Annotated in this window: 17 protein-coding genes, 2 pseudogenes and 1 riboswitch; of the genes and pseudogenes, 9 read left to right on the forward strand and 10 right to left on the reverse strand. The window is 70.2% G+C overall.

All coding sequences use genetic code 11. The features are described 5' to 3' along the window. The first annotated feature begins 12 nt into the window (after window positions 1–12). The 4 genes from tap to ACF088_RS14415 all read left to right on the forward strand — a co-directional run bounded on the left by tap (window position 13) and on the right by ACF088_RS14415 (window position 3,925). Entirely contained in the window at window positions 13–2,127 is a 2,115-nt protein-coding gene (gene tap, locus ACF088_RS14400; protein ID WP_392376072.1) for a telomere-associated protein Tap, read from the forward strand. Window positions 2,128–2,136: 9 nt separating this feature from the next. Beyond that, a complete protein-coding gene (gene tpg / locus ACF088_RS14405) occupies window positions 2,137–2,694 on the forward strand; it encodes a telomere-protecting terminal protein Tpg (protein ID WP_392376074.1) in 558 nt (185 codons plus the stop codon). Between the two features lie 197 nt (window positions 2,695–2,891). Beyond that, window positions 2,892–3,503, forward strand: coding sequence for a hypothetical protein (locus ACF088_RS14410; RefSeq protein ID WP_392376075.1), 612 nt, complete (start codon window positions 2,892–2,894; stop codon window positions 3,501–3,503). 233 nt (window positions 3,504–3,736) lie between these two features. Beyond that, window positions 3,737–3,925: a hypothetical protein gene (locus tag ACF088_RS14415; protein ID WP_392376076.1), complete on the forward strand. Its 189-nt coding sequence runs from the start codon at window positions 3,737–3,739 to the stop codon at window positions 3,923–3,925. Between the two features lie 204 nt (window positions 3,926–4,129). On the opposite strand, the gene ACF088_RS14420 is transcribed toward ACF088_RS14415, so the two are convergent. The 3 genes from ACF088_RS14420 to ACF088_RS14430 all read right to left on the reverse strand — a co-directional run bounded on the left by ACF088_RS14420 (window position 4,130) and on the right by ACF088_RS14430 (window position 8,413). Continuing rightward, the gene (locus ACF088_RS14420) at window positions 4,130–4,615 is read right to left on the reverse strand and encodes a lamin tail domain-containing protein (RefSeq protein WP_392376077.1); all 486 of its coding nucleotides are present in this window, start codon (window positions 4,613–4,615) and stop codon (window positions 4,130–4,132) included. Window positions 4,616–5,617: 1,002 nt separating this feature from the next. Next, window positions 5,618–6,931, reverse strand: coding sequence for a cytochrome P450 (locus tag ACF088_RS14425; RefSeq protein WP_392376078.1), 1,314 nt, complete (start codon window positions 6,929–6,931; stop codon window positions 5,618–5,620). Between the two features lie 564 nt (window positions 6,932–7,495). Continuing rightward, window positions 7,496–8,413: an endo-beta-N-acetylglucosaminidase H gene (locus ACF088_RS14430; protein ID WP_392376345.1), complete on the reverse strand. Its 918-nt coding sequence runs from the start codon at window positions 8,411–8,413 to the stop codon at window positions 7,496–7,498. Between the two features lie 319 nt (window positions 8,414–8,732). Between ACF088_RS14430 and ACF088_RS14435 the strand changes: the two are divergent. Then, window positions 8,733–8,912 (forward strand): annotated as a pseudogene (locus ACF088_RS14435) (MBL fold metallo-hydrolase); the annotation flags it as partial. Window positions 8,913–9,156: 244 nt separating this feature from the next. Here ACF088_RS14435 and ACF088_RS14440 read toward each other — a convergent pair. From ACF088_RS14440 to ACF088_RS14465, 6 genes and pseudogenes are all read right to left on the reverse strand, one after another. Then, window positions 9,157–9,567, reverse strand: a complete 411-nt coding sequence (locus tag ACF088_RS14440) for a RidA family protein (RefSeq protein WP_392376079.1) — start codon at window positions 9,565–9,567, stop codon at window positions 9,157–9,159. Window positions 9,568–9,847: 280 nt separating this feature from the next. Continuing rightward, a pseudogene (locus tag ACF088_RS14445) lies at window positions 9,848–10,340 on the reverse strand (IS701 family transposase); the annotation flags it as partial. Window positions 10,341–10,462: 122 nt separating this feature from the next. Continuing rightward, entirely contained in the window at window positions 10,463–10,837 is a 375-nt protein-coding gene (locus ACF088_RS14450; protein WP_392376080.1) for a VOC family protein, read from the reverse strand. 134 nt (window positions 10,838–10,971) lie between these two features. Then, window positions 10,972–11,757: an SDR family NAD(P)-dependent oxidoreductase gene (locus ACF088_RS14455; RefSeq protein ID WP_392376081.1), complete on the reverse strand. Its 786-nt coding sequence runs from the start codon at window positions 11,755–11,757 to the stop codon at window positions 10,972–10,974. A 61-nt stretch (window positions 11,758–11,818) separates the two neighbouring features. Continuing rightward, window positions 11,819–13,210: a cytochrome P450 gene (locus tag ACF088_RS14460; RefSeq protein WP_392376082.1), complete on the reverse strand. Its 1,392-nt coding sequence runs from the start codon at window positions 13,208–13,210 to the stop codon at window positions 11,819–11,821. 28 nt (window positions 13,211–13,238) lie between these two features. Next, window positions 13,239–14,771: a prenyltransferase/squalene oxidase repeat-containing protein gene (locus ACF088_RS14465; protein WP_392376083.1), complete on the reverse strand. Its 1,533-nt coding sequence runs from the start codon at window positions 14,769–14,771 to the stop codon at window positions 13,239–13,241. A 299-nt stretch (window positions 14,772–15,070) separates the two neighbouring features. Between ACF088_RS14465 and ACF088_RS14470 the strand changes: the two genes are divergently transcribed. Further along, window positions 15,071–16,591, forward strand: coding sequence for a DUF4334 domain-containing protein (locus ACF088_RS14470; protein WP_392376084.1), 1,521 nt, complete (start codon window positions 15,071–15,073; stop codon window positions 16,589–16,591). Between the two features lie 65 nt (window positions 16,592–16,656). Here ACF088_RS14470 and ACF088_RS14475 read toward each other — a convergent pair whose 3' ends face one another. After that, on the reverse strand, window positions 16,657–17,397 hold the full coding sequence (locus tag ACF088_RS14475) for a (2Fe-2S)-binding protein (RefSeq protein ID WP_392376085.1): 741 nt from the start codon (window positions 17,395–17,397) through the stop codon (window positions 16,657–16,659). 238 nt (window positions 17,398–17,635) lie between these two features. On the opposite strand from ACF088_RS14475, the gene ACF088_RS14480 reads away from it, so the two are divergent. The 3 genes from ACF088_RS14480 (at window position 17,636) to ACF088_RS14490 (ending at window position 20,618) form a co-directional block, all read left to right on the forward strand. Continuing rightward, window positions 17,636–18,625, forward strand: a complete 990-nt coding sequence (locus ACF088_RS14480) for an ABC transporter substrate-binding protein (protein WP_392376086.1) — start codon at window positions 17,636–17,638, stop codon at window positions 18,623–18,625. Window positions 18,626–18,723: 98 nt separating this feature from the next. After that, on the forward strand, window positions 18,724–19,773 hold the full coding sequence (locus ACF088_RS14485) for a FecCD family ABC transporter permease (protein WP_392376346.1): 1,050 nt from the start codon (window positions 18,724–18,726) through the stop codon (window positions 19,771–19,773). Further along, window positions 19,743–20,618, forward strand: a complete 876-nt coding sequence (locus ACF088_RS14490; protein ID WP_392376087.1) for an ABC transporter ATP-binding protein — start codon at window positions 19,743–19,745, stop codon at window positions 20,616–20,618. Before ACF088_RS14485 ends, ACF088_RS14490 begins: the two co-directional genes overlap by 31 nt. Before the next feature lie 306 nt (window positions 20,619–20,924). Then, a riboswitch (cobalamin riboswitch) is annotated at window positions 20,925–21,143 on the forward strand. Window positions 21,144–21,166 lie beyond the last annotated feature (23 nt).

Raw genomic sequence — 21,166 nt, forward strand, 5'->3', positions numbered from 1 at the left:
CGGAGGTGAAGCATGCCCAGCGAGGAAGAGCTGTTCGCGGCGGTTGACGCACTGCTGGAGGGTGAGCCGCGGTTGCCGTCACCGGCCGAGCGGTCCCGGCTCCGGGAGGCGGCCGGTGTCACACAGACCCGTCTCGCCCAGGTGCTGCGCACGACACCGCAGACGGTGAAGAACTGGGAGCACGGCCGCAGCGAGCCCCGGCCGCCCCGACTGCAGGCGTATCTGCGGCTGCTGGACGGCTGGGCCACCCAGCACCCGGCGCCCGCGCCGGAACAGCCGGTCGCGCTCGCCCCGGCCCCCACCGCTGCGCCTCCCGTCCCCGCACCCGAGGCCGCGCCCGCTCACGGGCCGTCGACGTCGAGGCGCCCGGCCGCGAAGCAGACCACGACGAAGAAGACCGGGGCGCGGCAGACCGGGGCGAAGCAGACCCCGGCGAGGTCGTCGGCCCCGGCCGAGGCCGACGACCCGCGATTCGCTCACGGCCCGCTCGCGGTACTGGACGGTGACGGATCGGCGTACTGCGTCGGTGGCCTGGTCCTGGACTGTCCGGCCAAGACGTTCCCCACACTGGTCGAATGGGCCCTGAACGAAGCGAAGCTCGGCGCTGCGCGGCTCCACCGGCACGGCAAGGACGCCGACCCACTGATCGTCCTGACCGACACGGCCGCCGAACGGCTCGGACTCCCGGCCGTCCTGGAGGACCGGCGCGGCCTGCGGCTCCCGGAGGACCACAAGGTCCTGGGGCAACTGGCCAAGGCCAAGTGGAAGCTGACCAAGCGTGGGTTCGGCCCCTGGGCCCGGATCTACCGGCCCGCCGAGCGCGGCAAGCGGCAGTGCGTGCAGTTCGCGATCCTGCCGTGGGGCGCCCTCGACACCCGCTCCTGGGGGGACACCGGCCGGCTGCCGCCGGCTGACGTCGCCGCCGTCCTGGGCACGTACGCCACCCGGGTCCTCACCCCGCGCGGCTCCACGGCCGTCTGCGGTCTGGAACTGATGAGCGCGCTGCGCCCGCCGACCCGCGCGGTCAAGGACCCGGCCACCGGCTCCTGGGTGTCCGGGCCGAACCCGGGCTCGCTGGCCGAGCCGGTCGACCCCGCCCCGCCCGAGGCCCCCGCCGAGCATCCGCTCGTCGCCTCCCGCTACCCCCGCCACCACGTGCGCACCCCTGACCAGGTCATCGACGAGGAGGCATACGACTGGTTCCGCCCCCTCACCGACGAGGAGTGCACCCGGGGCCACACCCATGCGGTCGGCATCGACGTCAATATGGCCTTTGCCGCCGCCGCCAACCGCCTTGTGATCGGCACCGGCCCGGCAACCCACGTCAACAACCCGGCGTTCGAGCCCAAGCTGCCCGGCTCCTGGCTGGTCGACCTCTCGCACATCGAGACCGACCCCCGGCTGCCCAACCCCTTCACCCCCAAAGGGACCCGGCCGACCGGGCCTGCTTGGTACGCGACATCGACCGTTGCCTACGCGGTGGAGCTCGGCTACGACGTGGCACCGGCAGAGGCGTACGTCCGTCACGAGCACGCCGCCTACTTCGACGCCTGGTACACCCACCTGCGCGACGCCTACATCGCCACCATGGCCGACCTCGGTGTCACCACCGGCATGTCCGACGAGGACTTCCTCGCCGCGATGGACCGTCACAAGAGCGTCGATCCGGGACAGGCGGCCGTCCTGTCGGCCATCAAGTCGACCGTCAAGGGCGGCATCGGCAAGCTGCGGGAACGCCCGCAGGGCATCGCCTACAGATATGGCGAGCCCTGGCCGGCCCTCTCCCGCGCCACCTGGAGCCCGCACGCGAGGGCCGAGCTGATCGGCAAGGTACGCACCAACCAGCACCGCAAACTCACGGCATGGGCGAGGGCCGGTCTCTTCCCCGTGGCCATCCTGTCCGACTGCGCCGTCTACCTCTCCCACGGGCCCAGCCCGCTGGACTTCATGCCCCGCACCACCGAGGGCAAGCCGCTGCCCGGAGGGTTCCGCCTCGGCGTCAGCCCCGGCATGGTCAAGCACGAAGGCACCCGCGACTTCTTGTGGCTCGCCCAGACGATCGAGGAGGACCGGATCAACCCGGCCCGCCACATCAAGGGCGACGACGCCCCCGACACCGGAGAATAGGGGCACACGATGGGCATCCTCGGCGACAGTCTCGACAAGGCCGCGGCGAACACCGCCACCCGCCCCATCCCGAAATCGGCCGGCGCCCAAGTACGGTTCCTGGTCAAGCAGGAGAAGGGCTCCACCATGGCCGTCGCGCAGCTGCTACGCGTCTCCCAGCGCACGGTCGAGCGCTACCTCAAGGCGCAGATCAAACGGCCCCGCAAGGACCTCGCCGCCCGCATGGAGCGCGAGGTACGCAAACGGTGGCAGCCCCGGGTGCGCGACAAAGCGAAGAAGGACGCGGCCCGTACCGGCGGCATCGTCATCGAAACGCGGGCCCGGTTCGGGTTCGCCGCCGCGCCCGGCACCACCGACGACGGCCGGATCCGCCTCATCACCCAACACCTCCCGCCCGCCTACGCGGCCCGCCTCTTCGAAGCCCAGGCGTCGGGCGCCACCGAGCATCAGTTGCAGAACATCGCGGCCGAAGGCCTGCAGGAGATCTACTTCAAGGATCACGGCCGTCGTGCCGACGGCCTCCTGGTGAAGTTCACCGACATCGACTACATCGAGCTGGACTTCTGACACTACGAGGGAGAACGCGGGGGAAGCGCACTGGCGTGCCTGAGCGCTTCAGTTGGCGAGTGAGCGGCCGATCCGGCGAGTTGAGCAGTCGAGGGAAGGGCCGGTTCGGAGAGGCGAATCCCTTTCCTGACGAGCGAAGCCCTGACAGCATCCGGCGCATGTCTTTCTCAGCTCCCACCGCGGACCAGAGACGGAGGTTGCGCGACGACCATGCGGCACATCGGAAATGGATGCGGGAATACGAGCTCGACGAGCATCCTTATCCCGTGACGGAGGATCCTTTCACCGGGCTTGTCCTGGCCGGCCTTCTGGATCCGGAGTCCGCCCCGTCCGTGTGCCGCGCTCTGGTCACCGGCCTCCATCCATCAATGCGGACTGGCGATGCCACGCCCTTGTCGGCCTACTGGCCGACCAGCGGCGTCGATCTCGTGATCGAAGCCCAACAACGCGATCGTCGCGAACTCGTTGTGATCGAGCACAAGCGCTTCGCCTCCCCCTCGCACGCTCCGGGGTACCGGAAGAACCCCGAGGCTCTTTGGCAGACCGACCAGGTCTATGAGGCCGCGACCAGTGGCTACTGGCCTCGATGGATGCACGAGACCGACCCAGAACTGCCGGTGCGGTTCGTCGTCCTCGACGGCTACGGAAAGCCCATGGACCAGCTCTATCCGGGCGGGCTGCACAACGACAAATGGGCAGTCACCAGCTACTCGCAGTTCGGGGCGATCCTGAGGGCCGGACATGACCGGGGAGTGAGAGGACTGATACCGCTGCTCACCACCCTCTACGCTGGAAGTCCGGAGTGGTAGCGGACCTGTCCGACGCGTGACCAGCCCGCTGCAAGCCCAGGCCGCGCTGCCGCTCAGGCCCCTTTCCGCAGAGAACGACGTCCGCGACCTCAGCGAATTGGGCGGGCTGTGCGTAGTACCCGGCGCTCGCGGAGCATGCCGGCCTCCGCTGGGGGCGGAGAAGAGACTACGGGGCCTACCAGGCGGGCTTCGGCGCACTGGAGTGCTTTCCGACGATGGTCCTTGCGCGGGGCATGTCCATGGCAGTGCCGGAACTCGTCTGCACCCCGTCGGGCAACAGCGGACAGGTCCTGCTGCTGCTCGCCGACAGCGATGACGAGGCGGTGCCGGCGGTCAAGGACCAGCTGTCGGCGCTCATCGCGGAACACGAAGGCGACGAATGGCTCGACGGCGAGCCGTGCGGACGGTTGCGCTTCGGCTGAGGACCGCGCCTGGTTTGCTCGGCCACTCCCTCCGCCTCCCGTCATCCGACTCGGGTCGCGCCGGGCCGGGCCGGGTCCGGGCAAGGCAGACAGGCAGACAGGCAGACAGGCCGGAACATGGCGGTGCGCCGCAGGTGCAGGAACCTGCGGCGCACCGGGTGGCCGGCAAGACGACATCACCTCTCACCGGCCGGTTCGAGCTGATCAGTGGTTGTGCCCACCGTGGCCGCGGTGACCCCAGCTTTCAGAATCCACGACCCGGCGGTGATCGTTGCTCAGGACCGCGGTGCCCCTGTGGTTGTCCCAAACATAGTCACGACGGTCCTGGAAGAGGTCCCAGCGATTGTCACGGCCGATGCCCGTGTGGACACGGACCTGCGAGTGGCCGCCGAGCCGGACGTTGCCGAAGCGGTAGGTGTGGCCGGCGCGGTCCGAGAGGGTCCAGCCACGCAGGTTGACCGCCGTACGGCCGTTGTTCTTCACCGTCACATACTCGGCGTTCAGGCTCCGGTTGGAGTGGTCGTCCCGCCCGGGGCTGTCGTACTGGATCGCACCGAGCACCACTGCCGAGCGGTGATGCGGAGCCGGAGCACGGCCGTGGCCGGCCGCGGCGGCCGGGAGGACGACGGTGGCCGCCAGAGCCACGGAGCCGAAGACCGCGGCAGCAATACGTGAAGTGTTACGGAGCACGAAAACCCCCTGGATACGGCACCCACGACGAGGTGCCGGAAACCGGATACCCGGCCGGTTTGACTGGGCTCCCACACAGTGGCGGCTGGTCCCACCTTGAGGGAAGAAATCAGATTTGGTGTTACAAAACACAGACATATACACAACCGCACCACGCCAGGCGCACACTCCCCGGCGCTCACCAGCACAAACACAACGCCCGGTACACGCACCCAGACGCCCCAAGGGTTACTGGCGGTGAACAGCGCGCGGCCGCCGCGAGCCTGGGCCGACGACGCGCTCGATCAGCAGGCGGCATCGGCTCGGGAGCGCCACCGGAAATCCGGGTCCTAGAACGAGCACCGGCATCACTTCCGATGCCTAACCCGCCTGCGGCCCGGACCGTTCCCCGCTCTCTCCCCCCCCCGCAGCCCGGCGCCCGATCGGATCCGGGCTTGCGGAAAGCGGTCACCGAACGGGTACGACAGCTGCCCCTACGCGCGGCAAGCCGTCGTGAAGGCCGTACGTCACTTCGGTGCGCAAGACGCCGATCATTGGCGGCACTGCGTTGAACTGACGGCTGACCAGGTCCGCCGACGCCGGCACCACAGCAGGTGCAGCAGCTGGGCCCGGACGGCCGGTCCGGCCCGCAGGCTCATCCGGCTCCGCCGGTCACAACTGCGCTTGGGCTCACCCGCTGGGGCCCAGCGCGTGAGCCGGCGACCGGAGCGTCGACGGCGCGCCAGCTGTGTTGTCAGACGGGGCATGGCCGGGCCCGCGGCGCCTGGCACGGCACTCCCCCAGCCAACGCTGGGAGGTGCCCCCCACGCGGCGTTGCCGACACCTCCCGACAGCTCCGCTATCGGGCCACTCCGGCGCCGTGCGATGTAGCTCACCATCCGTGGAGCGAAGGAAGAGCCGAGACGGAGAGTACGAGGGGGTGCCCCCGCGCCCTTGAGGCGAGGGGGAGAACGCAGTGCACCAGACGCCGCGACCTTCCGACCTGGACCCATCGGACAGGCCCTAGAGGTCCCGTGGCCGCACCGTCATCCGGATCCCGTCCCGTGCCCACAGCACGAACCGTTCCACCGGCGTCACTTCGTTCCCCGGGGCGGGCCGGAAGCGCAGGCGCTTGAGGAGGACGGCCAGGACAAGCTGGGCCTCGACCGTGGCCAAAGCGGCGCCCTCGCAGCTGCGTGGCCCGATCCCGAAGGGGACGTACGCGAGCCGCGGCCGCTTGGCCACCTCCTGCGGCGTGAACCGCTCGGGGTCGAACCGCTCCGGCTCGGGCCAGTGCTCAGGGTTCAGGTGCACCGCCCAGAACGGATAGAACACCGTCGTCCCGGCCGGGATCTCGTACGGGCCCAGAACCAGGTCCTCGGTCGTCTCGCGTGCGCCGTACGGGCCGGGCGGGAACAGGCGCATCGACTCCTTGAGCACCATGTCCAGATACGTGAGCCGCCGCAGATCACCGTAATCGGGCGTGGCGCGCTCGCCCAACACCTGGTCCAGTTCGGCGGCGACGCGATCGGCCGCGTCGGGGTGGCGGCCCAGCAGGTGCAGCGTCCACGAGACGGCGACACCGGTGGTGTGGTGGGCGGCGAGCAGCGTCACCATCACGGTGTCCCGGATCCGCGCCGGGCTCTGACCGGCCTCGACGAGCGCCCCGATCAGGTCGCTGCGGTCGGTGCGGCCGCCCGAGCGGTGCGCCGCCACCACGCGGTCGACCGTCGCGCGCAGATAGGCAAGGGCCACCTCGGCCCGCTCCGCCGAGCGCGGCGCGGCCCGCGGCACCTGGTAGAGCCGCCCGAGGTGCTCGGTGAGCACGTCCTCGAACGCGGCGACGACCCGGTCCGTGTCGGTCTCCGCGCCGCCGAGCGCGAACCCGCAGATCATACGGAGCGACAGCGCGGTCAACTCCTGTTGCAGCTCGACGGGTTCGCCGTCGGCCTGCCCCGCCCAGCGGTCCGCGAGTTCCCGCGCCAGCTCGGTGAATCGCGCGAAATGCCGCTCGTGAGCCGGCCGTCCGGCGAGCACCGAGAGCAGGAGTCGGCGCCAGGGAGTGTGCTCGTCGGCGGGTAGCACTTGCAGGTTGCCGGCCTCGCACAGCGGGTCCAGGAACGCGAACAGCTCCTCGGGCCGCGTGTCGATGTGCGCCGTGGCCTCCAGGAGCACGGGATCGGCGACCGACACGGCCGTGTCCGCGCCCGGCAGTTGGAAGCGCACGACGGGTCCGTGTGCCTCGTGCAGGCGTAACTGGTACCGGTGCAGCCCGCCCGCAGCCGCAATGGCGCTCAGCCCGCCGTCCTCCTGGTGCTCGGGGCCGGGGATGCGCATAACGGTGGCTCCTGTTCCACGTCCTGCCTTCGCGTCTCTCCGAGAGGCCCCTCGACTCGCTCGACTCGCCCTTGCATCAGCCAGTTTCCCCCTGTCCTCGCGTTCCTACCCCACGGCCGGCCCCGTGCCCGCACTGACCGAGGCGAGCATTTCGCGGATCACGGAGGGGCGTTGCGCGCCGGCACCGGGCTGGTGTCACGGTGGTCGGGCAGCACGATGACGGCCTGCGAAAGCATGCGCGCCCGCCCACCGATCCCCCGGGCGCTCGAACGGAGACGACCTCCACCCCGGCCCTCCGCATCCCGGCCCTGCGTATCGCGCCCAGCCCTCGGGCGACTTTGAGCAGGTGGCGGTATCCGGCTCTCATGAGTCAGGCCCCCGGCCCGGGACAGCACTTACCCGTGGTCCCGGCACAGCAGCCGCGTCTCGGGGGCGCACGAAGGTGCATGGTCAACCCGCACCGCGCCCCCAACATCGTTGTCAAGAGCGCGGCCTGCACGGATCGCGGCCCTACGGGATACGGCAAGCCGGAAGGAGCGCCGCGCACTGGGGCGTGCGGTCGCCCTACGGCGTGTAGACGGCGTCACTGCCGTACAGCTCCCTGGTGAACGCGGAGACGTCGGCGCTGCGGTCGGCGCCGTCGAGGTTGTACGTCAGATAGACGCCGTACCCCTCGCTGACGGTGCGGCGGGCGAGGTCGGCGACCGTGCTCTGCGAGGTTCCGCCGATCTCGACGGCCGCCGGTGACAGCTTCGACTTGGGCAGTGTGATGCCAGGGACCTGCCACGTGCCGTAGTACGGGTTCCAGGCGTAGTCGAACTCGGACGAGACGTCGACGCCACCGCAGGAGAGACGCGACGCGGCCGGGCCGATGTTGTAGAGGCTGATGATCTTGCCCGGCATGTGCGCGCGCAGCGCCGTCACCAGGTACACGAACGAGCTGTCGTTGGGCCGGCCGGTGCCGTTGTTGCCGTACTCGGCGTACTCGTCATCGAAATCGATGCCGTCGAGGCCGTACTCGGCCACGGTGTCCGACAGTTGTTTCGCGAACGCCGAAGCCGCTTGCTGCGACGGGAAGTTGGCGAAGCCCGCGCCCTGGTGGTTGCCGAGCACCGAGAGGACGACCTTGATGCCCTTCTGCTGCAGCGGCCGTAACTCCGTGGCGGCGTTGTCGAGGACGCGCTGCACGTTCTCGTTGAAGTACAGCTGCGCCGCCTTCGTGCCCGTGTCGTAGTTGATGTTCGCCGCGAAGATCACGGCAACGTCGAAGACGTTGCCGCCGCCGTTGGCGAGGGTGTACTTGCCGACGTTCAGCATGCTGTTGTTGTTCACCTCGACGTACGCCACCGAGGTCGGCCCCTGTTTCGCGGGTGCGGGGGCCGCTGCTGCGCCGGTCGTGGCGGTCGCGCCGAAGGCAAGGGCCGCGACGGCCGAGAGCGTGAGCGCGGCCCTCCGCACTCTGCTCCGTACCAGAGTGAACATCATTGATCGGTCTCCCATCGCATAGGTCGGCGCCCGACCTGTCCGAAAGCGCCGAGTGGGCCCTCCGAGTCTTCCGCTCCCGTGACCGAATCCCGAGAGTCGTGCCCGAACTCTTCACAGCCCCCACGCACCTCGCAGCCACAACCCTGCTCCTGCTCAAGGGAGTTGGTGCGTCCAGATCACCGTCGACATGCGCCTGCGCCCTGGCCGACCACCGACGATGGCGACGCGAGGGACGCACACGCGCCAGAGAACTACGGCGGCCGCCCGTCCCGCAGGCGACCAGCCGTCAGTTTCTACGGCACCGCGAGTTCGACCTCCGGACACCAATTCCTGCTTCTGCGAGGACCCGGCGGAGTCCCGCGCCACCGGACACAAGCTGCTCGGTCGCGCCGCCGAGAACAACGCGCTCGTCTTCCCGGCGCACTTCGGCGGCCGAGGCGCCACGGAGGTCGCGGGCAGCGGCCCGCAGTTCGCGCTCAAGGAGTGGGCGGGCTTCCCCCGCATCTCCTGGCTCTCCCCCTCCAAAAAGGAAGCGTTCCCGTGCCCCGACAGGCAGATCCGGTCGTCGAAACCCCGGCTGGTGCCGTGCGCGGCCTGCTTGGTGGATCCGGCGAACGCCACCGCGCCCTCCCCTACACGGCCGCCCTGACGGACGGATAGCCGTCCCTCGTTCGCGGTGTCCCCAGATCGGCGCTTCCGGCCCAAGGCCGCGTTCGGCCGGCACAGTGTGCCGATGGGCCTCAAGAATCGAGCACGGCGGCGACGGCCTCGATCTCGACGAGTTGGTCCTGGTAGCCGAGCACGGTGACGCCCATCAAGGTGCTGGGGACATCATGGTCGGCGAACGAGTCCCGGACCACCTCCCAGGCAGCCACCAGGTCCTCCCGCCGGGCCGATGCGACGAGAACTCTTGTACTGATGACGTCCTGGAGCGACGCACCGGAGGCAGTGAGGGCTGTCTGCATGTTCTCGATGGCTTTCGCTGCCTGGCCCGCGTAGTCCCCGATCGCTGCCGTGGAGCCGTCGTCGTTCAGCGGACACGCCCCGGCGAGGAAGATCAGTCGTGACTCGGCGGGTGCGGTGGCCGCGTAGGCGTACTCGGCGACGTCGGACAGGGAAGCAGAGCGGATCAAAGTGATGGCACGGGCCACGGTCGTCGGGTCCTTTCCCCTCGGGCGTTGAATGCGGACATCCTGCCAACGGTCCGAGGTTGCCGCCTTCCCTTTTCTTCGTCGCCCTGTGGCACCGCCGTCATTTCTGCCCGACATTCACGCACCGAGAGATCACCAGCTGCCTCCGCACCCGTCGGGCCGAGACGGCGACATTGAGAGGACTGGCGGCATCGGCGTCGTCAGGTGTGGGGCAGGCGGCGTTCGTGGTCGGCGAGGCCGGTATGGGCAAGACGGCTGTGCTGGGGCTGGCGGCGGTAACGGCCAGTTCCGGCTTGCTCGCGAAGGTGGTGTCCGCGCCGAGCCCCGCGGCCCGGCAGCGGTCCGGATCGCACGTCCAGGAGCGGGGGATGTACAGCCCCCCGCTCCACCGCCGCGTGTCCCCGGGCGCCGGCGTAGACGAGGTAGACGGCGACCTGGGAATTCTCGATCCGCCCGGCCGTGCCGGTGTACTGGCGCTGGACACCCACGGTGCGGGTGCCCTTCTTGACGTCGCCGGTCTCGTCCACGACCAGCACCGCGGCCTGGTCATGGAGATGCTCGACGACGTATTCGCGCACGTCGTCGCGGACGGCATCGGCGTCCCAGGAGGCCCGGCACAGCAGATGCTGCATGCCGTGCGGGCCGGTTTCCCCGGCCCACTCCGCGATCGTCCAGCAGTTTTTACGCGGCAGGTCCGACAGCAGGCCGAGCACCAGCCGCCCGGCCCGCAGGCGGGGTTCATAGCGGCTGAACCGGCCCACGATCCGGCTCATGGCCACCTCGAACGCCTCCCGCCATCGGGCGGAATCCATGCTGTGACCTGCGACCACCGTCTCATTGTCAGTCCACACAACTCACGATGATCAACGGTGGCCGCACCCCTCGATGTCTGCTGTCAGTCCCGGACGAGACAGAGCGGGTGACCTGCCGGATCCGCGAAGATGCGCCAGCTCCGCTTTCCGTCCCCCTCGTCGAGCAGCGAGGCGCCCAGACCGAGGATGTCCTTCTGAGCTCGGCCCAGGTCCGTGACACCCAGGTCGAGGTGGAACTGCTGGGGCCGAGCGGGATCCGGCCACCGTGGTGGCTGATGGTCTTCCACCCGCTGGAAGGCCAGCACGAGCCCGTCGGTGTGCAGCGTCGCCCAGCCGTCGCCGAGCGACCACCGCGGATCCGGTTGATTCACTACACCGCCGAGAAGCGACTGGTAGAACCGGGACAGCTCAACGACATCGGCACAGTCCAACACCACACACTGCAGCTTGGCGATCATGAAGGGCAGCGTCTCACGACGCCCGATCACGATCTACGGCTGGAGTATGAGGCGCGGAGCCCTCGGCCGGCAGTGGCCGTCGGCCGAGGGACGGATCTTCACGATCGTGGAGCCGGCGATGGCGTTCCGGTCGGCTACTTGGCAAGGTAGCCGCCGTCGACGACATGGTCGCTGCCCGTCATGTACGAGGCGTCGTCGGACACCAGGAACGCGATGAGTGCGGCGACTTCGGCGGGCCGCGCGGTACGCCGCAGGGGGACGGCGGTGAGGAGACCGTCGGTGGCTCCGGGCGGCAGCGAGGTGACCATAGGGGTGTCGACGATGCCTGGTGACACCGACACGACCCGGATGCCGTGGCCGGCGTATTCGCGCGCCGCGGTCCGGGTGAGGGCGAGGACACCCTGTTTGGCGGCGGCGTAGGCGGCGTGCCCCCGGAAGCCCGAATGTGCCGCTATGGAGGCGACGTTGACGACGACGCCACCGGTGTCGGCCATGGCGGGGAGCTGGCAGCGCATCGCGTGGAAGACGCCGTACAGGTTCACCCTCATCACGGTGTCGAAGTCGGCGGGCGGAAGTTCGGCCAGTGGGCTGAGGGGGCCGTTGACTCCGGCGCTGTTGACCGCGATCCGCAGACCGCCGCGCAAGGCAGCGGCTTCCGTGACCACGCCGGTGACGCTGTCCGGGTCGGTGACATCGACGCGGCGGGGCAGGGCGGTGTCACCGGCTGCGGTGATCTGCCGTGCCACACGGGTCGCACCGTCCTCGTCGAGGTCGGCGACCACCACCACAGCGCCGTCCGCGGCCAGTCGCCGCGCACACGAGGCGCCGATCCCCGAGGCGCCTCCGGTCACCAGGGCGACCCGGTCCCGCAGGCGGCCCGGGTGTGGTCCGTCACCTGGCATCTGGGCGTGCGCTGACATGTGCGGCTCCTGACGGGGAGAGGGGCAAGCGTGGGGAGGCAGACGTGGGAGGAGGTGCGGGTCACGACGGGCGGGCATGTGCCGTGAGCGGCAGCCGGTCCGGGCGCAGGACGGTGCCGACCAGGGTCCGCACGGGGGTGGAGCCGGCCGGTGTCAGGCGCCGGTGAGCGGTGAACGCCGCCAGTGCCAGGGTCAGTTCGGTCCAGGCGAAGGCTTCCCCGATGCACAGCCGGCTGCCAGCTCCGAAGGGCAGATAGGTGTGCCGCGGCGCCTTCGCGGCATCGTCGTGCGCCCAGCGCTCGGGGTCGAAGTGGGCCGGGTTCTCGTACAGGTGCGGATCGAGGTGCAGGGCGTACGGACTGAAGAACACCTCGGCGCCCGGGGAGAGCCGTACCCCGCCGAGGGTGACCGGCCGCACCGCGCGGCGCATCAGCAGCCACGACGGCGGATGCAGCCGCAGCACTTCGGTCAGCACCCGTCGTGTGTAGACCAGTGCGGGAAGGTCCTCGAAGCCGGGGGGCCGCCCGGCGAGAACGGCGTCGAGTTCGTCGTGGATCCGCCGTTGGACTTCGGGGCGGCGGGAGATCTCGTGCAGCGCCCAGGCCAAGGATGCGCTGACGGTGCCGGTCCCTGCCAGGAACAGGGTGATCAGCTCGTCGGTCACTTCGGCGTCGGTCAGACCACCGTCCGGGCCGCCCGTGACCAGGAGCATCGACAGCAGATCGCCGCGGTCCCGGCCGTCGGCACGGTATGCCCCGATGATCCGCTGCTGGACAGCCACCAGCCGGCGCAGCGGGCCGGCGTGCGGCGGCCGCCATCGCGGAAGCAGCGGGAGGCGTTCCGCCCAGGCATGCAGCGGGGAGAGGGCCAGGCGCATCGAGTGGTACTTGACGGAGAGCCAGTCCATGACAGCGGGGCGCAGTTCAGGGTCCTGGGGGTCCGCGAAGAGGGTACGCAGCAGGATGTCGAGGGTCAGGCGGTGGATCTCCGGCACCAGATCGCGAGTGGTGCCGGGCTCCCAGGCGGCGGCCAGCGCCACGGACCGTTCGGACATGATGCGGGCCTGGCCGGCGATCCGGTCGTGGTGGAAGGCGGGTTGCATCAGCCGGCGATGGCGGAGGTGGCGCTCGCCCGCGGCGGTGATCAGCCCGTCCCCGAGAGGCACGCGCAGGGCCTCGAACATCGCGCCCTTGTCGAAGGCGCGGGCCTGTGCGGTCAACAACTCCCGGACGATTTCGTGGGAGTTGACGACATGTACCTCCCGGGGGCCGATGTAGATCTTCGTCACCGGTCCGTGGTGCCGCAGCTCGCGGACGAAGCGCAGAGCGTCGCGGTGGATCCGCGGGGCGTGACCGGCCAGCGGCAGGCGGCCGGGGGCGACGGGGGCTTCGGTGAGCGCGTCGGCAGCGGCCCGTCCCGGTCCGCCGGTCAGCCGTGCACCGGTGCTGCTCATGCCGGCCTTTCTCGAGTCGGGCCGCATGTCAGCCCTCCTCGTCAGCGGAGGCGCTGACCCCCGCAGCGGTGTGGAGGCGGCGCTGCCCGGCAAAGAGGCCGCCAGCGGCAAACGCATGAGTGTGGGTGGGGTAGTGCGTGACGAGGGGGCGCGGTCCGTACATGAGCGGTACCCCCGGCCAGGTGCCGTCGTCGCGCTGGGTCTCCACCAGGTAGCCGAGCGCCGGCGCCCAGTGTTCCTCGGCGGGCAGGCCGCCACGTTCCAGGGCTGCGAGCGCCAGTCCCGTTGCGGCAGGAGTGCTCGGGCCGGCCCCCTCGACGGGCCAGCCGCCGTCGGGATTACGGGTTTCGGCCAGAGTCCGGGCGGCAGGGTGTCCGCCCCCCTGTGCTGCCGCGTCGAGGGCGGGAAGGACCTCGGCGGTGGCGTACGACAGCCCCCGGTACCACCCGGCGTGCCAGCGTCCCTGTTTGTCGAGGCGTTCGCCGAGCCAGCGACGCGCCGCGGCCAGTGGCACGCGGGGGTGGCCGGAGCAGCAGTCCAGTGCGGTGACGACATGGGCGACCACGTCGTCCACCGGAGGGTCCCCGGCGGACTGCCAGGTCGGCCAGAGACCGTCGTCCGTCTGCTGCCGGTACAGGTGACCGAGGCCGGCCCGTAGCGTCGTGCCGGGCGCGCCGCCGGCGCCGCGCAGAGCGATCAGGACGGCCGCGGTGGTGTCGTTGTCGGACTCGACGCCCGAGCGGTATGGCCAGCCGCCGTCCGGGTTCTGTGCCGCGACCAGGAACGTGAGGGCGGCCGGCAGCCCGTGGCGGTCGAAGGCCGCTGCGCCGTGGAAGGTACGCACGGTCAGCGCGGTGTCCCAGACGTCGCTGGTGGAAAAGCGCCAGGTTCCGTCGGGGAGCTGGCTGGTGAGAAGGTACTCCGCGCAGCGGCGGGCGGCAGCTGTCCCGGGGGTGGCGGCCTGGAGCGCGAGCGCCGCGAGAGCGGTGGTGACCGGATTGCCGAAGAAGTCGCCCGACGGGGATTGCTGGTCGGCGACCCTGGCGGCGGCGTGCCGGGCGGATACCCGGTCGCCGAAGTGGGTCTCCACCAGTGCGTGCGCGGACCAGAGTTCCACCCGGGTCCAGTGCTTGAGCCGCTCCGGGGCTGCGACCGCGGTGGCCAGCCGGGTACGCAGCGCGGTGGGTCCGGTGCCGCCACTGGTCGCCCGGCCGCTGTACAGGGCGATGGCCTGTAGGAGCCGGGCTCGGGCCGACAGTGCCCGGTCCGCGAAGGAGGGGTGACTCACGTCGATGGGGCCGCCGGTGTCCAGGGCCAGGGACAGCAGTGCGGCCTCCACGGCCTGGGCCACCGGATGGTGGTTCTGCGGGGCGGCCCCGTTGGCGAGCCACGCCCTGCCCCGCTCGGCGGCTCGGTCGGCCCCGGGGTGCGGAGAGTGTGCCAGGGCCAGCGTGCACAGTGCGGTCTCAGTGATCCGAGCGGCGGGGGTGGCCCACCATGAACCGTTGTCCCGCTGGGTGGAGAGTGTTTGCCGAGTGGCGAGGGCAAGCGCACGGCTCACACGTGTGGCGAGCCGGGGCGATAGATGCGCGTCCGGTATGGACGGTGACGCAGGTCCTGTTGACATCTGGCCTCTGTCTTCCCGAGTTCCGTTCCGCTTCGTAGGCGTGACGCACCGGCCTGGATCACCGGCCTGGATCACCGGCCTGGATGACGGCCCGACGCGCTGCCGGCTCTCCGGGGGCAGGCGAGGCGACACGGCAGCGGCGTGCGACCGGCCCGGGGGTGCGCGGACCCGGGTGCGGGCCGAAAAGCACGGCGCGCCGGAACCCGCACGAGCGCGGGACGTAGCCTGACGGTGTGGACACTTCGCGACCGCACGGCCACTCGCCCCGGGAGATCGTCTCCATAGCGGACACATGCTCCGCCGCATTGCAGAGCATGCCGCGACTGGAGATCTGGCTCAAAGAGCTCGGGCTGCCCGTGGACGCCGCGCTGGTACCCCTGATGTGTCTTCAGGCTGCGTTCTTCACCCCTTGGCTGCCTCCGGAGACCTGTTACCAGGTGTCCCGGCTCACCGTCTGGCTGATGGCGATCGACAATGTCCTGGACGCACCGGATGCAGCGGGCTCCGCGGGCCCGGACGGGACCCCGAACCGCGTCCGGGCCTGGCACGGCGTCCTCGCGGGGCGCGACAGCGACGGCGGCAGCGGCAGCGGCAGCGGCAGCGGCAGCGGCAGCGGCAGCGGCAGCGGCAGCGACGATCCCCTGGCGCGCGCGCTGGCGGAAATCGTCCGAGACCTGTATCGCGATGGCCGGCCCGAACTCACCGCCGTCTGGCGGAAAAGCATGCACCAGACGCTCGTCGGCATGCGATACGAAGGGGAGTCGGCCCGGACATCGGCCAACGGTCGCGGCATGCCCCGGCTGGCGGACTACCTACGGCACGGCGCCTGGACCATCGGCGTCGAACAACAGGTCACCGCTCTGTGGGCCCTCATGGACGAGCCAGGTCTGCCCCGGCGCCTTCCGGTGCTGCTCGGCGCGCTGCGCCAGGCCGCGACCGCCATTCGCCTGCTCAATGACCTGCGCGGCCACCAACGAGAACGGTCCGAGGGGAAGAGCGACGCACTCGCCCTGGGCCTGACCGAGCAGGAGGTGTACCGGCGCGCCGAGGAAGGGCTGGAAAACTGCCGGCGGGCTCTGGCTCCGCTCACCGCTGCCGGGTACGGTTCCGCGGTGGCACTGGAACGGGTGGCGCTCTGGCATGCGCGGATGTACCACCGCTTCGACCCCGTACGGCCCGGCCGGGCCACCACCTCACCCCTGCCGGGCGGACCGGGCAGCGCCGCGCACACCCGGCACAGACCATTCGTCCCCCAGCCGACGGAGGCCCCGGCCATGAGTATCGAGCAGGAAGTTCTGGACGTCATCGCGTCCAATGGGCAGTACGACAACGCGAAGCTGGCGGAGCTCTTCGACCAGCTCGAACCGGTCGACACCGATCTCCTCATCGGCACCTGGCAAGGCGGCGGGTTCGAGCACACCAGCGAGAACGCCGCGCTGCTGACGCAGATGCAGTGGTACGGCAAGCGGTTCGTCGACGCAGCGCACGTGGAGCCGCTGCTGTGCCGCGACGAGGACGGGACGGTCTTCTCGTACGAGGAGATGGGCCTCGCAACACTGCACGAGGTCATGTACCGCGGCAAGCAGTCCACGGCGATGGTCTATGACCAGTTGCCCATCATCGACCATTTCCGCCGGCTCACCGACAACGTCCTGCTGTGCGTGATGGACAAAAAGGAAGCCCCCGCGGACTTCTTCTTCCACCTCACCCGCGTACCCGGGGCGTTGCCCCAGCCACCCGGCGACGGCCGATAGCAAACCGGCGACCGGGGTCGGTGCCGGCCTGGCGGGCGGGAGCCCCAGCCCCTCTGGACGGGCGACTACATGGTGGCGGAGTTGTTGCGCGGGTTCTCGGTACTGGATGGTGTGCACTCCCCGCGTTCGAGGACGCACTCGTCGCAGTACCCGGCGCCCGGGACCCGGTAGTAGAGGCAGCAGTTGTGGCGACGGTATGCGAGGGGGTGGACGGTGAGGGTGCCCGCGCTCGCGAGGGGCTCCCGTTCCAGTAGGGCGGTGGCGAGCGGGAGCGGCGGGTGCGGTGCGTGCGGAGCGCGCCTGTTCAGAGTGCGTACGGCGCCCATGAGCGCGGAGGTGACGTTGCCCTGCAGCACCTTTGGCGAGAGTCCGAAGTACCGGCGCATCGCCTCGTCCAGCGGCCGCAGGTTGCGTACGACGATGCTCTCGTACAGGGCGCCGGGCAGGTCGTCGCCACGGGACACCGAGATCATCTCGGGCAGCCAGAGGTCGATCGGGCCGGATGTGGCCGTGCGCCACCACAGCCGTTGGGGCGCGAGGTCGGGTACCTCACCTGTCAGTACGGTGGCGGCCAGGGCAACCGACCACAGACGGGCCGCCGTTCCGATGTGGAGGGTCGAGGCGGCCACCCGTTGTTGGCCGGTGCCGAGTCGTTTGCCCACGGCAGTGACGTATGCCTCCAGTGCTGCCTGATCCCCGTACAGGTCGGTGAGCGGCGAGAAGTCCGGCGCGTCGGTCCGTGGCCCGCAGGACACCGCGAAGTAGGGGCCGATGGCGGAGATCCGAGCGAGCGTGTCGGTGGTCATCATGGGTGCCTCGCGCGAGTCAGTCGTGGAAGGAAGCGTGATGCGCGCGGCAGCCGGGCCCCGCAGCGCGAGCCGGCTGCTTTGGCCCCTGGGCACCTCCGTCCACCGTCCTCTCCCCTCACGCTTCCCCCTCGGCACCCCGATTGCATGATGATCGCAGTTACACATAACTTGCGGAAGCATGGCCTCCCGCTGTGCGGCGTGCGTCGCCTCCTGAAGAAGCCCGGAAGGAACACCAATGAAGAGCAGACGCTCGCTGCCGTTGCTGCTGACCGCGCTCGTGGCCTTCTCGGTGTCCGGCTGTGGCGGCCCCGTCAAGCAGTCCGACGCCTCGTCAACGGGCCCCGCCCCGAAGGGGTTCCCCGTCACCGTGTCCAACTGCGGGGTGCGGACCACCTATCAGCGCCCGCCGCAGCGGGCCGTCTCGCTGAACCAGCACGCGACCGAGGTCATGCTGGCACTCGGGCTGGAGAAGTCGATGGTGGGCACGGGCTACCTGGACGACACGATCCTCCCGCAGTACCGGGACGCCTACAACAGGGTCAAAACCCTGTCGAAGGAGTACCCCTCATTCGAGACGCTTCTGGCGGCCGAACCCGATTTCGTCTACGGCGGGTTCGCCAGCACCTTCGACGAGAAGGAGGGGCGCAGCCGCGCCGCCTTCACCAAGGCCGGGATCCACACTCATCTCAACGTCGAGGAGTGCTCCAAGGGGCCTGTGACGATGGACCGGATGGACGAGGAGATCCGTACCGTCGCCAAGATTTTCGGCGTGCCGGAACGAGCCGAACGGCAGGTGCGGAGTCTGCACACCGTGCTCGACAGCGTGCAGCGCAAGCTCTCCGGTGTTTCCCCGCTCAAGGTCGTCGTCTACGACAGCGGCGACAAGACCGCCTTCACCGCAGGCGGCAAGGGCATCGGCAACGAGGTGATCAAGCGGGCCGGCGGGGTGAACCTCTTCGCCGACCTCGACAAGCCCTTCGGTGACGTCTCGTTCGAGCAGGTGGCACAGCGGGCCCCCGATGTCATCGTCATCTACGACTACGGCAACCAGTCCGCCGAGGACAAGAAGAAGTTCCTGCTGTCCAACCCGGCGTTGAAGGACGTGCCGGCGATCAAGAACAAGCGCTTCGCGGTGCTGCCGCTGTCGTCCACCGTGCTCGGCGTACGGGTCCCGTCGGCCGTGGAGTCGCTGGCCCGCCAGCTCCACCCCGGGCGCTTCAAGTGACGGAGGTGAAGGAGGCGGCCGGGCCGGTCGAAGGGCCCGGCGAAGGGCCCGGCGAAGGGCCCGGCGAAGGGCCCGGCGAAGGGCCCGGTGGGCGGGAGATACCCGGGCCGCTCGCCAGGCGCCGCCCCGGAATTCCCTACTCCCTGGTGCTCGTTCTTCTGGGCGTCGCGCTGGTTGGCGCCGCGACGGCCGGCATCGCGGTCGGCTCGATCACCATCCCGGCCGACCAGGTCTGGAGCCTCCTGCTGCACCGGGTGCATCCGGCGCTGGCCGAGCCGACGTGGACCCCGGTGCGCGAGACGATCGTCGTCGACGTCCGGCTGCCCCGGGTTCTGCTGGCCGGAGCCGTGGGCGCGGGACTGTCCGTGTCCGGGGCGGCGCTGCAGGCCCTGGTCCGCAACCCGCTGGCCGACCCGATGCTGCTCGGGGTCTCGTCGGGCGCATCGGTCGGCGCGGTGCTCGTGCTGGTGCTGAACGTGACCCTGTTCGGCATGTTCTCCCTGCCCGTCGCGGCATTCTGCGGCGCGCTGGCCGCGCTGGTCGCCGTCTATCTGCTGGCCCGCTCCGGCGGGAGGATGACCACGGTGCGGCTGGTGCTGGCGGGCGTGGCCATGGCCGAAGTGCTCTCCGCCCTGGCCAGCTTCCTCCTCGTGACCTCCAACGACCCGCACAAGACCCAGGCCGCACTGCGCTGGATGCTCGGCGGGCTGGCCGGCACCACCTGGACGACGGTGTGGATACCCGTGGGCGCGGTCCTGCTGGGGACGGCGGTCCTGCTCGGCGTCTGCCGCTCGCTCAACCTCCTGCTGGCCGGGGAGGAAGCCGCTGCGGCCCTCGGCCTGGACGTGCACCGCTTTCGGGCCGCGCTCTTCACCCTCGTCGCGCTGATGATCGGCACGATCGTGGCGGTCAGCGGGCAGATCGGCTTCGTCGGGCTGATCCTGCCGCACGTGGTGCGGCTGCTGGTGGGCGCCGACCACCGCCGTGCGCTGCCCGCCGCCGCGCTCCTGGGCGCGGCCTTCCTGATCGCCGCCGACCTGGCCGCGCGCACCCTGATGAGTCCGGAGGAGATACCCGTCGGCATTCTCACCGCCCTGGTCGGCGGCCCGTTTTTCCTGTGGTTGATGCGGCGGAGGGCGGCTCGGTGACGAACAGCACGATTGCGGCGGCAGGCGCGCTCGACGCCCAGGAGGTCTCCGTCGTGGTGAACGGCAAACCCCTGGTCCACCAGGCGTCCCTGCACGTGGCACCCGGTGAGATGCTGGCGCTCGTGGGCCCCAACGGGGCCGGCAAGTCGACGCTGCTGCGCACGTTCTACCGGGCGCAGCGCCCCACGTCCGGCCGCGTCTTGCTGGACGGCACGGACGTCTGGCGGATGCCCGGCAAACGGCTCGCGCAGCGGCTGGCGGCCGTCCTCCAGGAAACCGCCGGGGACTTCGAGCTCACCGTGTACGACGTGGTCGCCATGGGCCGCACGCCTCACAAGCGGGCCTTCGCGGGCGATGACGCGGACGACCGCGACATCATCCTGCGAGCGCTGGAGGAACTGCACGTCGGTGCCCTGGCACACGCACCGTTCGACCACCTCTCGGGCGGGGAGAAGCAGCGGGTCCTGATCGCCCGTGCGCTCGCACAGCGCACGGGCACGATGGTGCTGGACGAGCCGACCAACCACCTGGACCTGCGCCATCAGCTCGATGCGCTGCGGCTCGTCCGAAGGCTCGGCGTCACCGCCGTCGTCGCGCTGCACGACCTCAACCTGGCCGCTTCCTTCTGTGACCGGATCTGTGTGATGGACGGCGGCCGTGTGGTCGCGGCCGGAACCCCGGCGGAGGTGTTCACCCCCGCGCTTCTGGCCGAGGTCTACCGCGTCGAGGCGGAGGTGACCGAGCACCCGCGCACCGGCGTGCCGCACATCACGGTGCTTCCCGGCGTGGATTCGGCGGGCAACGACGGCCCGAACGGAGGAAGGCAGGCCGGACAAAGAGGGTGATCGCAGGAGAAGGTCTCCAGGAGATCTCGAACGTCGCAGTCGGGCACGGCCTCCATCACCGGGCGTATCCGGGACCGCACCTCCGCCGACGCTGTCCCCGTGCCAAAAACTCCCCCGCCTTGCCCTTGAGAAGAGGAACGTAGGCCACCGGCTCCCCCAAGCTCGGCACGCAGTTGGCCAGTTGAAGTACCCATGACTCCTCTCAGAGTGACGCATCGTCCCCCTACCCGACAGAGTCTCGAATCAGCCATCCCGGCTCACAGCGGAGAGTCAAGGTCTGGTTCACGCAATGCGCGCCACCTTGTCTACTCTGGACCGGCAGCTGGTTCGCCCCGCCCGCCAGACGGGGTGTCGCAAGAGGGAACCCGGTGGGAGTCCGGGACTGCCTCGCAGCGGTGAGTGGGAACGACCGCCGTCATGAAGCACTGGGCACGCAGGTGACCCGGGAAGCGACGGCCAGTAGGTGTCCCGCCCTTCGGGATGTGCCCACGAGTCCGAAGACCTGCCACTGCTCGTGCGGGGTGTGATCACCGCGCACGGATCCACGC

Origin of the sequence: Streptomyces sp. NPDC015125 (assembly GCF_043080045.1) — a bacterium.
Taxonomy (GTDB): Bacteria; Actinomycetota; Actinomycetes; order Streptomycetales; family Streptomycetaceae; genus Streptomyces.

What these genes read in the sequence shown, in the direction of transcription:
- tap (WP_392376072.1), top strand. Translation starts at nt 13, where the DNA reads ATGCCCAGCGAGGAAGAGCTGTTCGCGGCGGTTGACGCACTGCTGGAG.
- ACF088_RS14425 (WP_392376078.1), bottom strand. Translation starts at nt 6,931, where the DNA reads ATGCGCATCCCCGGCCCCGAGCACCAGGAGGACGGCGGGCTGAGCGCC.
- ACF088_RS14460 (WP_392376082.1), bottom strand. Translation starts at nt 13,210, where the DNA reads ATGAGCAGCACCGGTGCACGGCTGACCGGCGGACCGGGACGGGCCGCT.
- tpg (WP_392376074.1), top strand. Translation starts at nt 2,137, where the DNA reads ATGGGCATCCTCGGCGACAGTCTCGACAAGGCCGCGGCGAACACCGCC.
- ACF088_RS14455 (WP_392376081.1), bottom strand. Translation starts at nt 11,757, where the DNA reads ATGTCAGCGCACGCCCAGATGCCAGGTGACGGACCACACCCGGGCCGC.
- ACF088_RS14430 (WP_392376345.1), bottom strand. Translation starts at nt 8,413, where the DNA reads ATGTTCACTCTGGTACGGAGCAGAGTGCGGAGGGCCGCGCTCACGCTC.
- ACF088_RS14450 (WP_392376080.1), bottom strand. Translation starts at nt 10,837, where the DNA reads ATGATCGCCAAGCTGCAGTGTGTGGTGTTGGACTGTGCCGATGTCGTT.
- ACF088_RS14480 (WP_392376086.1), top strand. Translation starts at nt 17,636, where the DNA reads ATGAAGAGCAGACGCTCGCTGCCGTTGCTGCTGACCGCGCTCGTGGCC.
- ACF088_RS14415 (WP_392376076.1), top strand. Translation starts at nt 3,737, where the DNA reads ATGTCCATGGCAGTGCCGGAACTCGTCTGCACCCCGTCGGGCAACAGC.
- ACF088_RS14475 (WP_392376085.1), bottom strand. Translation starts at nt 17,397, where the DNA reads ATGACCACCGACACGCTCGCTCGGATCTCCGCCATCGGCCCCTACTTC.